The 13,546-nt window shown below is 66.4% G+C and carries 15 protein-coding genes; 5 read left to right on the top strand and 10 right to left on the bottom strand.

The window, feature by feature from the left end; all coding sequences use genetic code 11:
* On the top strand, positions 1 to 264 hold the full coding sequence (gene rpsT / locus IFT54_RS14145; RefSeq protein WP_031394736.1) for a 30S ribosomal protein S20: 264 nt from the start codon (positions 1 to 3) through the stop codon (positions 262 to 264).
* Positions 265 to 701: 437 nt separating this feature from the next.
* On the top strand, positions 702 to 2,180 hold the full coding sequence (dnaA, locus tag IFT54_RS14140) for a chromosomal replication initiator protein DnaA (RefSeq protein WP_192071144.1): 1,479 nt from the start codon (positions 702 to 704) through the stop codon (positions 2,178 to 2,180).
* Between the two features lie 171 nt (positions 2,181 to 2,351).
* Here the strand turns inward: dnaA and trpS are convergent, their stop codons facing one another.
* The 3 genes from trpS to secB are packed head-to-tail and all read right to left on the bottom strand — an operon-like array spanning position 2,352 to position 5,467.
* On the bottom strand, positions 2,352 to 3,359 hold the full coding sequence (gene trpS, locus IFT54_RS14135; protein WP_031394738.1) for a tryptophan--tRNA ligase: 1,008 nt from the start codon (positions 3,357 to 3,359) through the stop codon (positions 2,352 to 2,354).
* A 9-nt stretch (positions 3,360 to 3,368) separates the two neighbouring features.
* Entirely contained in the window at positions 3,369 to 4,934 is a 1,566-nt protein-coding gene (murJ, locus tag IFT54_RS14130; RefSeq protein WP_183936218.1) for a murein biosynthesis integral membrane protein MurJ, read from the bottom strand.
* A gap of 23 nt (positions 4,935 to 4,957) precedes the next feature.
* Positions 4,958 to 5,467: a protein-export chaperone SecB gene (gene secB, locus IFT54_RS14125; RefSeq protein WP_031394740.1), complete on the bottom strand. Its 510-nt coding sequence runs from the start codon at positions 5,465 to 5,467 to the stop codon at positions 4,958 to 4,960.
* A 184-nt stretch (positions 5,468 to 5,651) separates the two neighbouring features.
* On the opposite strand from secB, the gene IFT54_RS14120 reads away from it, so the two are divergent.
* From IFT54_RS14120 to IFT54_RS14110, 3 genes are read left to right on the top strand one after another with little or no spacing between them, the layout of a single operon-like run.
* Positions 5,652 to 6,299: a Tim44/TimA family putative adaptor protein gene (locus IFT54_RS14120; protein ID WP_156360333.1), complete on the top strand. Its 648-nt coding sequence runs from the start codon at positions 5,652 to 5,654 to the stop codon at positions 6,297 to 6,299.
* Positions 6,296 to 7,666 (top strand): murein transglycosylase A, encoded by a 1,371-nt coding sequence (gene mltA / locus IFT54_RS14115; protein WP_342354837.1) that lies wholly within the window; start codon positions 6,296 to 6,298, stop codon positions 7,664 to 7,666. Before IFT54_RS14120 ends, mltA begins: the two co-directional genes overlap by 4 nt.
* On the top strand, positions 7,641 to 8,225 hold the full coding sequence (locus tag IFT54_RS14110) for a Smr/MutS family protein (protein WP_192071143.1): 585 nt from the start codon (positions 7,641 to 7,643) through the stop codon (positions 8,223 to 8,225). The genes mltA and IFT54_RS14110 overlap by 26 nt, the downstream gene beginning before the upstream one ends.
* Before the next feature lie 9 nt (positions 8,226 to 8,234).
* Here the strand turns inward: IFT54_RS14110 and dapE are convergent, their stop codons facing one another.
* The 7 genes from dapE to rpmH form a co-directional block, all read right to left on the bottom strand.
* Complete coding sequence (dapE, locus tag IFT54_RS14105; protein WP_192071142.1) at positions 8,235 to 9,356, bottom strand: succinyl-diaminopimelate desuccinylase; 1,122 nt, start codon at positions 9,354 to 9,356, stop codon at positions 8,235 to 8,237.
* Positions 9,353 to 10,027 (bottom strand): glutathione S-transferase, encoded by a 675-nt coding sequence (locus tag IFT54_RS14100; protein WP_192071141.1) that lies wholly within the window; start codon positions 10,025 to 10,027, stop codon positions 9,353 to 9,355. The genes dapE and IFT54_RS14100 overlap by 4 nt, the downstream gene beginning before the upstream one ends.
* 66 nt (positions 10,028 to 10,093) lie before the next feature.
* Positions 10,094 to 10,690, bottom strand: coding sequence for a ribosome biogenesis GTP-binding protein YihA/YsxC (gene yihA / locus IFT54_RS14095; protein WP_213014532.1), 597 nt, complete (start codon positions 10,688 to 10,690; stop codon positions 10,094 to 10,096).
* Between the two features lie 92 nt (positions 10,691 to 10,782).
* Positions 10,783 to 12,492, bottom strand: a complete 1,710-nt coding sequence (gene yidC, locus IFT54_RS14090) for a membrane protein insertase YidC (protein WP_056406343.1) — start codon at positions 12,490 to 12,492, stop codon at positions 10,783 to 10,785.
* Positions 12,489 to 12,737: a membrane protein insertion efficiency factor YidD gene (gene yidD / locus IFT54_RS14085; protein WP_081874402.1), complete on the bottom strand. Its 249-nt coding sequence runs from the start codon at positions 12,735 to 12,737 to the stop codon at positions 12,489 to 12,491. Before yidD ends, yidC begins: the two co-directional genes overlap by 4 nt.
* A gap of 196 nt (positions 12,738 to 12,933) precedes the next feature.
* Entirely contained in the window at positions 12,934 to 13,323 is a 390-nt protein-coding gene (rnpA, locus tag IFT54_RS14080; protein WP_192071139.1) for a ribonuclease P protein component, read from the bottom strand.
* A gap of 32 nt (positions 13,324 to 13,355) precedes the next feature.
* Positions 13,356 to 13,490, bottom strand: coding sequence for a 50S ribosomal protein L34 (gene rpmH, locus IFT54_RS14075; RefSeq protein WP_031393806.1), 135 nt, complete (start codon positions 13,488 to 13,490; stop codon positions 13,356 to 13,358).
* Positions 13,491 to 13,546 lie beyond the last annotated feature (56 nt).

Genomic DNA, 13,546 nt, shown 5'->3' with positions numbered 1-13,546 from the left:
ATGGCGAACACGCCGCAGGCGAAAAAGCGTATCCGTCGCAACGACCGTCGCGCGGAAGTGAACGGCAACCGCGTTGGCCGTATCCGTACCTTCATCAAGAAGGTCGAGGCCGCACTGGCGTCGGGCGACAAGGGCGCAGCGACCACCGCACTGGCCGCGGCACAGCCTGAGCTGCAGCGTGGCGTCGCCAAGGGCGTGCTGCACAAGAACACCGCGAGCCGCAAGTTCGCGCGTCTGACCAAGGCCGTGACCGGGCTCGCCTGAGCGACCCGACATGGCCGGAGCGGATTGCCCGCCGGGATCTTCCCGGCGGGTTTTTTGCGTCTGCAAAGGGAACCGAAGGCGCGCTCGCGCAACCGACGGATTCCCCGCGATTCGAGTGAAGCCGGATCATGCCGCACCGGCTCCGAAATCGTAAAAATTGGCCAAACACAGCCACTTATAAAAATATCGACGCATTTCCGGGGCTTGATCAAGTCAACCCGCTTTATTTCGAAAATGTGACGTGCTCGGGCCTTGCTAGACTCGCCGATCGCTTCATAACTGAGCGAACGGCGGCGGTGAATCACGGACGTGAATCACCACTGCGCAAGCAACAGGGCGAAGATGCCGGGCGACCCTATGGGTCGTCACGGGGGATCATTTTCTGTCGGGACTATATCACCAGCGCGGCTGTCGCGCGGGGTCGGAGAAGTGTGCGCGTGACGAATTGGCAAGGATCGACCGTGCACGCTTCGGAGGCCGAAAAGGCCTGGGATCGCGTGCGCTCGTCCCTGCGCGAGTCTGCCGGCGCGCGCCTGTTCGAGCAGTGGCTGAAGCCGATCGAGCTGATCCCGAGCGACGACGAGGAGTCGATTCGCCTCGCCTTGCCGTCCGCCTTCATGACCAACTGGGTCCGCAACCATTATGCGGACCGGCTCGCGCTAGAATTCCGGCAGATCCTGCCGCAGGTCCGCACCGTCCAGATCGAGACGCGCAGGCCCGGTCCAAAGCCCGTGCTGCTGGTGATGCCGACCCCTGCGGAGGTCCCGGACCGCACCACCGCGGCTGCGGCCGTGGAACCCGCGCAGGTCCCGGTCAAATTCGGCGTCGACCCGTCGCTGAAGCCCGCCCCCGCGGCGCAGCCCGCGCCCGCCTATGATACCATCATCCCCGAGCGCCCGCCGCTCGATCCGCGCTACACATTCGACCGTTTCGTCGTCGATGCGTCGAACAAGGTCGCGTTCAACGCCGCCAAGGTGCTCGCCGAGCCCGGACCCGTCCGGTTCAGCCCGCTGTTCCTCCACAGCAACACGGGGCAGGGCAAGACGCATCTGATGCATGCGATCGGCCACACGTTCCTCGCCGCCAACCCGCACGCGGTCGTGCTGTGCATGTCGGCCGAACGGTTCATGTATGATTTCGTCGCGGCAATGCGCGCGCGCGACACGCACGCGTTCAAGCGCCGGCTGCGCGGCGCCGACCTGCTGCTGATCGACGATCTCCAGTTCATCGCCGGCAAGGACGCGACGCAGGAGGAATTTTTCCACACGATCAACGAGATCATGACGGCCGGCAAGCGGCTGGTGATCTCCGCCGATCGCTGCCCGCAGGCGCTCGAGGGCGTCGAATCGCGGATCATCAGCCGCATGGCGGTCGGGCTGGTCGCCGACATCAAGGCGCCCGACCTGCTGCTGCGCCGCACGATCCTCGACCGCAAGCTCGTCGACCTGCCCGACCTGCGCGTGCCGACCGACGTGCTCGACCTGATCGCGAGCCGGATCCACGCCAATATCCGCGAGCTGGAGGGCGCGCTCAACCGCGTCATCGCCTATGCGCAGCTGACCGGGGAGACGATCGACCTCGAGTTCGCGATCGCGACGCTCGGCGAAGTGCTGCGCGGCGCGCAGAAGCGCGTGACGATCGACGAGATCCAGAAGCTGGTGACGGCGCATTTCGAGCTGAAGCCGCTCGACATGATCTCGGCACGCCGCGCGCGTGCGGTCGCGCGGCCGCGGCAGATCGCGATGTATCTCGCCAAGCGCCTGACGACGCGGTCGCTGCCCGAGATCGGCCGCAAGTTCGGTGGCCGCGATCACTCGACGGTGATCCACGCAGTCCGCAAGATCACCGAACTGCGCGACCAGGACCGCGACATCGACGCCGCCGTCCGTGTGCTGATGCGCGAACTGGAGGGCTGAGGCCTTCCCGCCTCATCCCGTCGTTCCATTCCCCCGTCATCCTGACGAAAGTCAGGACCCCGAGCCACAAACCACGACGCCTGTTACCCTGGGTCCTGACGTTCGTCAGGATTACGGGAGGGGGCGTCAGGATGACGGGAGAGGCGTCAGTATGACGGGAAGAGGGGCAGCCTAGACCTGCAACCCCATCGCATCCTGCGTCCGCTTCAGCACCGGCGCCGCCAGCGCGCGCGCCTTCTCCGCGCCATCGCGCAGCACCGCGGTCACCGCGCTGCGATCGTCGAGCAGCCGCACCATCTCGTCACGAATCGGCCCGAGCTTGGCGACCGCGAGATCCGCGAGCGCCGGCTTGAACGCGCCGAACCCCTTGCCGCCATATTCGCCCAGCACGGTCGCGACGTCGCTGTCCGCCAGCGCGGCATAGATCGTCAGCAGGTTGCGCGCCTCCGCCCGATCGCCGAGCTCGTCGACGGTCGCGGGCAGTAGGTCGGGATCGGTCTTCGCCTTGCGGAACTTGTCCGCGATCGTGTCGTCGCTGTCGATCAGCTTGACCACCGACTGTTCGGACGGGTTCGACTTGGACATCTTCGCCGACGCATCGCGCAACGACATGATCCGCGGCGCCGCCTTGCTGATCAGCGGCGCGGGGAGCGTGAACAGGTCGACGCCGTAATCGCCGTTGAACTTGGTCGCGATATCGCGCGCGAGCTCGAGATGCTGCTTCTGGTCCTCGCCGACCGGCACGTGGGTCGCATTGTAGAGCAGCACGTCCGCCGCCATCAGCACCGGATAGTCATACAGCCCGACGCTCGCGCCCTCGCGGTTCTTGCCCGCCTTGTCCTTGAACTGCGTCATGCGGTTCAGCCAGCCGACGCGCGCAACGGTGTTGAGCAGCCACGCCATCTCGCTATGCGCGGGCACGCGCGCCTGGTTGAACAGGATCGACTTGGCCGGATCGACGCCCGCCGCGATCATCGTCGCGGCAACCTCGAGGGTGTGTGACGACAGTTCGGCGGGCGCGATCCATTCGGTCGGCGCGTGCAGGTCGGCGATGAAGAACATCGACTCCCCGCCCTGCGCGACGACGTCGTCCTGCAACGTCACCCATTGCTTCACCGCCCCCAGGTAATTGCCGAGATGGAGATTACCGGTGGGCTTGATGCCGGAGACGACGCGCATGGGAAAACCTTATTTGGAACGACGCAGGAGCGTGGAGATGTCGCCCAGCCGGAACGCGCCGGTGAGCAGGGTGGCGATCGCATAGACGACCCCGCCGGTCGCGACCAGCACGAGCATCGCCCCCCAGCGCTCGGTCCCGCTGCCCGTGACGAACGGCTGGAACAGGTCGTTGAGGAAATACATCACGCCGCCCATGATCAGCGCGGCGACCAGCAGCCGCCACGTCCGCCGGACGAGCCGCGCATCGGGGATGAAATGCCCGCGACGGACGAGCGTCCGATACAGCATCGCGACGTTCACCGTGCTCGCGATCGCGGTGGCGAGCGGCGGGCCCATATGGCCGAGCGGCTTGATGAAGGCGAGGTTGAGGACGAGGTTCACGACCATCGACATCGTCGCATAGCGCACCGGCGTCTTCGTGTCGGACCGCGCATAATAGCCCGGCGTGAGCACCTTCACGAGGATGTAGGACGGCAGCCCGATCGAGAAGGCGGCGAGCGCCTGCGCGGTCAGGATGCTGTCGTCGAGCGCGAACTTGCCGTGCTGGAACAATGCGCCGACGATCGGCACGCCGCAGACGATCAGCGCCACCGTCGCGGGCAGCGTCAGGAACAGCGCGAGCTCCATGCCGCGGTTCTGCGTCGCCATCGCCTCCGTCTCCTCGCCGCGGCCGAGCTGGCGCGAGATGGTGGGGAGCAGGACGGTGCCGAGACCGATGCCGATCAGCCCGAGCGGCAGCTGGTTCAGCCGGTCCGCGAAATAGATGTACGAGACCGAGCCCGCGGGCAGCAGCGCGGCGGCTAGCGCGGTCGAGACGACGAGGTTGATCTGGACCGCACCCGCACCCGCGGCGGCAGGCCAGATCAGCGACATCAGCCGCTTCACCTCGGGATTGAGCTGGGGCCGCTTCAGCCGGAGCACGACGCCCGATCTGCGGCAGGCATAGATCAGCCAGAGAAGTTGCAGCGCGCCCGACACCGTCACCGCGATCGCCTGGTTGCGTGCGGTCATCAGCGGCAGCCGCTCGTGGAACAGCAGCAGCGCGGCGATCAGCGTCGCGTTGAGCAGGATCGGCGCCGCGGCGTTGATCCAGAACTTATGCAGTGAATTGAGGATGCCACCGAGCAGCGAGACGAGGCTGATCAGCAGCAGATAGGGCAACATGATCCGCGACAGGTGGACGACATAGGCGAAGCGCTCGGCGCTCGCCCCGTTGAACCCGAAGGTCAGCAGCCAGGTGACGGGCCAGGCGGCAAGCTCGAGCAGCACCGTCATGCCGATCAGCACCGGCAGCAAGACCGACAAGGCGTCCTCGGCAAAGGCGATGCCGTCGGGCAGGCCGCGGCCATCCTTGTCGCCGACCTTGCGGTTGAACATCGGGATGAATGCGGCCGAGAACGCGCCTTCCGCGAACAGCGCGCGGAACATGTTCGGGAGGCGAAACGCGATCAGATAAGCATCCGATGCGAACCCCGCGCCGACGAACCGCGCGAACAGCGAATCGCGCACCAGCCCCAGGATGCGGCTGGCGAGCGTCAGCCCGCCAACCGATCCCAGCGCCTTGGTCAGGTTCACCTATGCGCCCTCCGGTCCGGGCTTCACGCCTGGCCGAAATCGCCGACGTTCGGCTGGATGCCCTGCTGCTCCGACTGCTGGAGATAGAGCTGCGCGAAATCGATCGGCTCGAGCAGCAGCGGCGGGAAGCCGCCGTCACGCACCGCATCCGACAGCACGCGGCGTGCGAACGGGAACAGCAGGCGCGGGGCCTCGCCCAGCAGGAAGGGCTGGACATGCTCGGCCGGAATGTTGCGCAGCCCGAACAGGCCGGCAAAGGACAGGTCGACGATGAAGGCGACCTGGCCGTCGGTCTCGGCGCGGACGTCGATCTTCAGAACGACCTCGTGCACCTCGTCGCCGACCTGCGCCGCGCCGATGTTGAACTGGACGTCGATCGCGGGCGGGGTCTGGTTCTGGTAGACTGCGGGCGCGTTGGGGTTCTCGAACGAGAGATCCTTGACGTATTGCGAGATCAGGCCGGCGGCGGGCGCTTCGTCGGCACCATTGGCAAGCGGCTGATCCGCGATCGACATGCCGTTCTGGTCGTCCATGATCTGCGAATCCTTCGTATAAATGAGGTGGGACCGAAGCGGACGGGTCGCGCGTTCGTGTCTTGAGGCAGTGCGCGTAGCAGTGCCCGACGGGTGTTTCAACGGCTACGGATCCCACGGAATCCTAGGCGGGTTTGAAAAGAGACGCCGTTGCCCTATGTTGGGACGAAGATCGGAGGCACGGTTGTTTTACGTAGTACTTCTCGCGATGGTCGCAGGGTTCCTGGCGATGCGTCTTTATAGCGTGCTCGGAAAGCGGACCGGTCATGAACAGCAGCCCCTGCCGCGTGCGGCAGAGGAGCGGTCCATACCCGTCACGATCCCGCGCACGATCGATGCGGCCGCCGAACAGCGGACGATCGCGAACCGCAACATCGACGCGCGCGCCGAACCCGGCCTGCGCTCGATCATCGCCGTCGAGCCCGGCTTCGACGTCAACCAGTTCCTCGAAGGCGCGCAGGCGGCCTATCGCATGACGCTGGAAGCCTTCTGGAAGGGTGATGCCGATACGCTCGCCGATCTGGCCGAGGACGATGTCCGCACCGCCTTCGTCGAGGCGATCGCGGCGCGCGAGGCGGCCGGCGAGACGCTCGACAATCGTCTGGTGACGATCGAACGCGCGGTCATCGCCGATGCGTCGGTCTCGGGCCGTGAAGCCCGCATCTCGGTGCGCTTCGATGCGGACATCGCCGCGATCACGCGCAACGAGGCGGGCGAAGTCATCGCCGGGTCGCTCACCGACGCGGTCGAGACGCATGACATCTGGACGTTCGTCCGGACGCTCAAGAGCGCCGGCCCGAACTGGAAGCTCGCGGACACCGACGAGGCGTGACGCGCGCGATCAGGGGGATTGGCGGTTCGTTCGCACTGGCCCTGGCACTCACCGGGTGCGTCGGCGGTGTCGCGGCACTGACCGACCGCCCGTCCTCGCCGGGCACCGCATCGCCGGCTGCCACTGCCGGAAAGCCGCCCCGGGGTCAATTTACCCCAAACAGTGACAACATTCGCAACATTCGCGGCATCCAGATACCCGTCCGCATCGTCGGGGCGGTTCCGCTGGCTGCTTCTCCCGTCGCTCCGCCACTGCCCGGAGCGCTCGCCCCGGTCAGTGCGGTCACGGCCGGCGTGACGCCGGGGCCGTCACTCGCAACGCTGCCGATCAGCGATGCGCAGGCCGAGGCCGCACGTCTCGCCTTCGTCACGAGCTGCCCTGGCTTGCAGCGTCGTTCCGACCAGTCGGGGCTGACCCGCGGTGCCGATTGGCAGCCGGCCTGCGCTGCTGCACAGGCGACCGGGCCCGGTGGCGCGCGCGCATTCTTCACCCAGTGGTTCGAGGCGGTCCAGGTCGGCGACGGCAAGGCCTTCGCGACGGGCTATTACGAGCCCGAGATCGCCGGCTCGCTCGAGCGCCGCGACGGCTATGCCCCGGTCTATGGTCGCCCGCGCGATCTGATCGACGTCGATCTCGGCGCCTTTTCGACGTCGCTGAAGGGCAAGAAGATCCGCGGCCGCGTGTTGGGCTCGAACTTCATTCCCTATTATGACCGCACCGCGATCGAGCAGGGTGCGCTCGCCGATACCGCGCCGATCCTCGCCTGGGCGAAGGATCCGGTCGAGCTCTTCTTCCTGCAGATCCAGGGGTCGGGACGTCTTCGTCTGCTCGACGGGTCGATCCTGCGGATCGGCTATGACACGCAGAACGGCCGCGACTATACCGGCATCGGCGCGCTGATGAAGACGCGCGGGCTGTTGCAGCCCGGCCAGACGTCGATGCAGGGCATCGTGCAGTGGCTCCACGATCACCCCGTCGAGGGGCAGGCGATCATGCGCGAGAACAAGAGCTTCGTGTTCTTCCGCGAACTCGACGGCGCGCCGCAGGGTGCGATGGGCTATCCCGTGACCGGGCAGGTCAGCGCGGCGGCGGACGTGAAGTTCGTGCCGCTCGGCGCGCCGGTGATCCTGTCGCTCGACCGGCAGGATGCGACCGGGCTGTGGATCGTCCAGGATACCGGCGGCGCGATCAAGGGCAGCAACCGGTTCGACACCTTCTGGGGTGCTGGCGCCGCTGCCGAAGCGACCGCGGGCGGCATGGCGGGGCGCGGCACCGCGTTCCTGCTGCTCCCGATCGGCACCACCGCACGGCTCAACGCCGCAACTGCGAACGGGGCGCGCTATGACGGGTCGTCCGCTCAACCCTGACGAGGCGCATCTCTGGGCGCGCGTGATGCAGACCGTGCGACCAATGCGCGCGGTACCCAAGGTGGCGCCCCCGGTCGTGCCGTTAGCCGCGCCTGTCGCGACGACGCGCAAGGTAAAGCCGACCAAGGGCATCCGCCTGCCAACGCTCCCACCCCCAACTGGCGCCGCGCCGTTGAAGACGGCGGCGCGGACCTTGTCGCCGGCCAACACGCTCGACGGTGGCTGGGATAAAAGGCTGTTGCGCGGCGCGGTCAGTCCCGACAGTTCGATCGACCTTCACGGCCACACGCTCGCCTCCGCGCACGCGATCCTCGACACCGGCCTGTCCCGCGCGATCGCCCGCGGCGACCGCGTGCTGTTGCTGGTGACGGGCAAGCCGCCGCGCCCCGAGAGCGAACGGCCGCATGCGCGCGGCGCGATCCGTGCGGCGGTCATCGACTGGCTATCGATCTCGCGTCATGCCGGCGGGATCGTCGCGGTACGCGGCGCGCATCCCCGGCACGGCGGGGCAGGGGCGCTCTACATCATCCTGCGCCGCAGCCGCGAACTGGGCGGCTGACGCGATGGGTTATCCCCGCTCGACCGCGCGGACGATGACATCGGCATAGATGTCGGTCAGGCGGTACAGGTCCTCGACCGCAACCGCCTCGTCCACCTTGTGCATCGTCGCATTAATCAGCCCGAATTCGACCACCGGGCACAGCTTCGCCAGAAACCGCGCGTCGGACGTGCCGCCCGTCGTCGACAGGTCGGGAACGACGCCCGTCACCGCGGTGATCGCGTCCGACACCAAGGTCGACAACGGCCCGGGTTCCGTCAGAAAGGCTTCACCCGACACGCGACCGGTGACGACCGCTGCTGGATCATGCCGTGCCGCCAGCGCGGCGATCCGGGCGATGAGCGCGTCGCCGCTATGCGTGTCGTTGAACCGGATGCTGAGCCGCGCGGACGCTGCGGCCGGGATAACGTTATGCGCGGGATTGCCGACCGCGATGTCGGTGATCTCGATATTGGACGGCTGGAACCACGCATTGCCTTGGTCGAGCGCGACGGTCTTGATCTCGGCAAGGATCGCCACCAGCCGTGGGATCGGGTTGTCGGCAAGGTGCGGATAGGCGACGTGACCCTGCCGCCCGGGGACGCTGATCCAGATATTGACCGAGCCGCGCCGGCCGATCTTGATCGTGTCGCCGAGCGCTGCCGTGGAAGTCGGTTCGCCGACGATGCACTGGTCGGGATGGATGCCCCGTGTTGCCATGCGATCGATCAGCGCGCGCGTCCCGAACGTCGCAGGACCTTCCTCGTCCCCGGTGATGATCAGCGACACGGTGCCCGCGTCGGTCCGGCTGGCGGCCGCCGCAAAGGCGGCGATCGCGCCCTTCATGTCGACTGCGCCGCGCCCGTAGAGCAGGCCGTTGCGAACCTCGGCCGACCAGGGCGAGCCCTGCCAGCCCTCGCCCGGGGGTACGACGTCGAGATGCCCTGCAAATGCCAGATGCGGCCCCGATCCGGTCCGGACCGCGAGCATGTTTTCCACCGGACCGTCGGGCGCTTCGCCGATCGTGAAGCGGTCGACGTCAAAGCCGATCGGAGTCAGCGCCGCCTCCAGCACGTCGAACACGCGGCCCCGCGCCGGGGTTACGCTGTCCTCGGCCAGCAGCGCCTGCGCCAGCGCCAGCGGATCGATCACCGCAGCGCGCTCGGTGCCGGCTGCTCATATTGTTCGATCACCCAATCCTCTTCCTGCGCACCGGCGATCCAGTCCTGCATGAAGGGGTGGTCGAACATCGCCTGCATATAGCCCTGCGCGAACCGGGCGATCGGCAGCTGATAGGTGACGATCCGCGTGACGACGGGCGCATACATGATGTCGGCCGCGCCGAACGTACCGAACAGGAAATCGCCGCCGCCGCCAAAGCGCGCACGTGCCTGTGCCCAGAGCTCCATAATCCTCTGGAGATCGACCAGGACATCGTCGTCGGGGCGCTCTGCCGGAAAGATCTGGCGGACGTTCATGCTGTGCTTCTTGCGTAACGCGGCAAAGCTCGAATGCATCTCGGCCGCCATCGAGCGGGCCATCGCGCGTGCCGCCTCGTCTTCGGGCCAGAAGCGGTCGCGACCCACCTTGTCCGCGAGATAGTCGACGATCGCCAGGCTGTCCCATACGACCGCCTCGCCATCCCAGAGGATCGGCACCTTGCCCGACGAGGGGGCGAACTCATCGCCCTGGCGCCGCTTTTCCCATTCCGCATCGTAGAGCGGGACGACGACCTCGTCGAAGGGCAGCCCGGACTGCTTGCAGGCGAGCCAGCCGCGAAGCGACCAGGAGGAATAGGCCTTGTTGCCGATGACGAGTTTCATGGCCCGGGGACTAGCGGGCGGGAGCGGCGAGGGCAATCTCTGCCGCCCTCGCCGGATGCACGGGCGTCAGCTGACGGCTTCGACGACCGCCGCGCGCAGTTCGGGGATGCCCATCCCGTACTCACTCGACGTCACGAGGATGTCGGGATGCGCGGCGGGGCGCTTGCGGGCCTCGGCCGCGGTACGCTCGGTAACCTCGACGAGTTCCGATGCCTTGATCTTGTCCGCCTTGGTCAGCACCATGCGATAGCTGACCGCAGCCTTGTCGAGCATCTCGAGGATCTCGCGATCGACGTCCTTGATGCCGTGGCGCGAGTCGATCAGCACGAGCGCGCGCTTGAGCACGTCGCGGCCGCGAAGGAAGTCGTTGATCAGGAAGCGCCACTTCTTGACGACATCCTTGGGCGCCTTGGCGAAGCCATAGCCGGGCATGTCGACGAGGCGGAAAGCGAGCGGCGCGCCGACCTCGAAGAAGTTCAGTTCCTGCGTGCGTCCAGGCGTGTTCGATGTACGCGCCATCGAATTGCGCCCTGTCAGCGCATTGAGCAGCGACGACTTGCCGACGTTCGACCGCCCGGCAAACGCCACCTCCGGCACCGAAGCATCGGGCAGGAATTCGAGCGTTGGCGCCGACTTCAGGAAGCCGACATGGCCGGCGAACAGCTTGCGCGCATTCTCGAGCTGCTCCGCGGTGAACGGCGCGTCGGTCTGCTCGAGATCGGGACCGAGGTTCGAGCCGGCATTCGGAAGGTCGTTCACTTGGTCACCGGTGCTTGCAGGCCCGGATGTCGGGCGTAGAGGAGCTTCTGCTGAAGGATCGTCAGGCAGTTGGACGTGATCCAGTAGACCTGAAGACCGACGGCGAACGGCGCCATCACGAACATCAGCACCCAGGGCAGCAGCTTGAAGACCTGCTTCTGCGTGTCATCCATCGGCGTCGGGTTCAGCTTGAACTGGAAGTACATGCTGATGCCGAGGATGATCGGGACGATGCCGATCGCGATCATGTGCGGCGGGGTGAACGGCAACAGACCGAACAGGTTAAGCGGCGTCAGCGGATCGGGCGCGGACAGATCCTTGATCCACGCGACGAACGGCTGGTGACGCATTTCAATCGTCAGCATCAGCACCTTGTACAGCGCGTACATGATCGGGATCTGGAGCAGCGTCGGCGCGCAACCCGCGAGCGGGTTGACCTTCTCCGCCTTGTACAGCGCCATGACCTCCTGCTGCATGCGGACCTTGTCGTCCTTGTACTTCTCCTGCAGCGCCTTCGTCTTGGGCTGGACGGCGCGCATTGCGGCCATCGACTTGAACTGGCGCTGCGCGATCGGGAAGAGCAGGCCGCGGATCGTCACCGTCAGCAAAATGATCGCGACGCCGAAATTACCGACCGTACGGTACAGCCAGTCGAGATAATAGAAGATCGGCTTCTCGACGATCCGGAACCAGCCCCAGTCGATTGCATAATCGAGCTTGGCGACGCCGCCCGCCTGATCGGTATAGCGATCGAGCAGCCTGACCTCCTTCGCGCCCGCAAAGAAGCGCGACGTCTGGGTCACCGCCTGGCCGGGGGCGATGAGCTTGGGCTGCAGCGCGTAATCCGCCTGATAGGCCTTGTTGGCGCCCGCGCGGAACTGGCCGTCAAACGCCTGGCCCTGGTCGGGAACGAGCGCGGTCAGCCAGTATTTGTCGGTGAAGCCGAGCCAGCCGCCGGTGGTCGAAAATTTTTGCGGAGCCTCGTCGATGTCCTTGTAGTTCGGACGGTAATGCGCGCCGCCATTGTCGACCGACATCGGCCCAACGTGGATCGTCATCGACGACGGATCCTTGGAGATGCCGACACGGTTGACGAGGCCATAGGTGGCAACGGGGACGGGCGCGGTGCCAGCGTTGAGCACGGTCTGGCGGACCGTGAACATGTAATCGCCGTCGACCGCGATCTGGATGCGGAAGCGCTGGCCCGTGGCGTTGGTCGCATCGAGCGTGACCGGAGTCGTCGGCGTCAGCGTCGTCGCGCCCGACGCAGTCCAGACGGCGTCAGCGGCAGGCGGAGCAAGCCCCTGCGCGCGCCAGCCGAAGCTCGCGAAATAGGCGTCGGGTGCACCGGCCGGTGAAAGCAGACGGATCGGCGGAGAATCCTTCGCGACGGTCTCGTCATAGCCCTTGAGAACGAGATCATCGATCCGCGCACCCTTCAGGTTGATCGAGCCGGAGACCCGCGGGGTTTCAATACGGACGCGCGGCGTCTCGGCGATGACCGCGGCGCGATCGCGCACTGCGGCGGCCCCGTCGGCGGCCGGATCGGCGGCGGGGTTCGCGACGGCCTTCGTCTTGCCGCCTTCGATTTTCGTCACCGGTGGATTGGCCGTCGGGAAGAACTTGCCCTGGATCATCGGCCATCCGAACAGGATGAGCGCCGCGATAACCGCGAACAGCACGAAATTCTGCTTGTCGTCTTTCACAGGGCGGCGTCTTTCAATTTCTCAGGCTTCAGCTCTGGGACTGGGTCGGGTCCGTACCCGCCCCAAGGATGGCAGCGCGCGATGCGCTTCGCCGCCAACCAGCCCCCCTTGCGCGCGCCATAGCGCCCAACGGCCTCGATTGCATAGGCGGAACAGGAAGGATCGTAGCGACAGCTCGACGGCAGGACCAGTGAAGGACCGAGTTGCCAGCCGCGTGCGACGAGGATGAGGAGGCGGGCTAGCACGATGCGGCCGGGACCAGTGCACCCCAAAACTGTTTCCCCGCGAAGGCGGGGATCGAGACTGGACTACCGCCCTCGCGGGAGAACAAGAAGCGGTGCAAGATCGCGCCTTCGGCACAGCGCCATTCCAGACTGCGGACCACCCCGGCGTAGGCCGGGGCCCAGTTGGGGGACGCTAGTGAAAAGTGGCTGCGGAGCATTAAAGGGGTTTTCCCACCTGGGCCCCGGCCTTCGCCGGGGTGGTGGTATCCACTGAAGCAGCAGTTGCTGCTTGCGGCGTGACCTTGCGGAACGCCTTGCCGAGCTCGGTTCGCAACAGCGCGTAATCACGCTCGATGCCGCCGTTGCGCCCGATCAGCACGTGATCGGCGCCAGCGACACCGCGTTCCGCCAACAGCTCACGCGCCAAAGCCCGCAACCGCCGTTTCATGCGGTTACGGACGACGGCGTTGCCAATCTTCTTCGTGACGGTGAAGCCGATTCGCATCGTCTCGTCACCGTCATCGCGGGGGCGCATGAGCAGGACGAATCCCGGCATCGGTGCGCGCTTCCCCGCATTCGCCGCGAGAAAATCGCGGCGTTTCGACATGATCGTCAGGCCGGCATCGCCGGCCGCGACAGTCAGGCCGACAGCTTCTTGCGACCGCGGGCGCGGCGGGCGTGGATCACTGCCCGGCCGCCGACCGTGGCCATCCGTGCGCGGAAGCCGTGACGGCGTGCACGTACCAGGTTGCTCGGCTGAAAGGTCCGCTTCATTGGTCATTCCCTAGGTCATCAAATAGAAAACGGCCGCCACGGGGACGGCCTTGATG

Source organism: Sphingomonas sp. CFBP 13714 (genome assembly GCF_014842205.1).
GTDB lineage: Bacteria > Pseudomonadota > Alphaproteobacteria > Sphingomonadales > Sphingomonadaceae > Sphingomonas > Sphingomonas aerolata.
Note: the sequence above shows the minus strand (reverse complement) of the source record. Positions and strands in the feature narration are given on the sequence as shown.

What these genes read in the sequence shown, in the direction of transcription:
- rpsT (WP_031394736.1), top strand. Translation starts at nt 1, where the DNA reads ATGGCGAACACGCCGCAGGCGAAAAAGCGTATCCGTCGCAACGACCGT.
- trpS (WP_031394738.1), bottom strand. Translation starts at nt 3,359, where the DNA reads ATGCGCGTCGTCTCCGGCATCAAGCCCACCGGTAATCTCCATCTCGGC.
- secB (WP_031394740.1), bottom strand. Translation starts at nt 5,467, where the DNA reads ATGGACGACCAGAACGGCATGTCGATCGCGGATCAGCCGCTTGCCAAT.
- IFT54_RS14110 (WP_192071143.1), top strand. Translation starts at nt 7,641, where the DNA reads ATGACGGGTCGTCCGCTCAACCCTGACGAGGCGCATCTCTGGGCGCGC.
- IFT54_RS14100 (WP_192071141.1), bottom strand. Translation starts at nt 10,027, where the DNA reads ATGAAACTCGTCATCGGCAACAAGGCCTATTCCTCCTGGTCGCTTCGC.
- rnpA (WP_192071139.1), bottom strand. Translation starts at nt 13,323, where the DNA reads ATGTCGAAACGCCGCGATTTTCTCGCGGCGAATGCGGGGAAGCGCGCA.
- rpmH (WP_031393806.1), bottom strand. Translation starts at nt 13,490, where the DNA reads ATGAAGCGGACCTTTCAGCCGAGCAACCTGGTACGTGCACGCCGTCAC.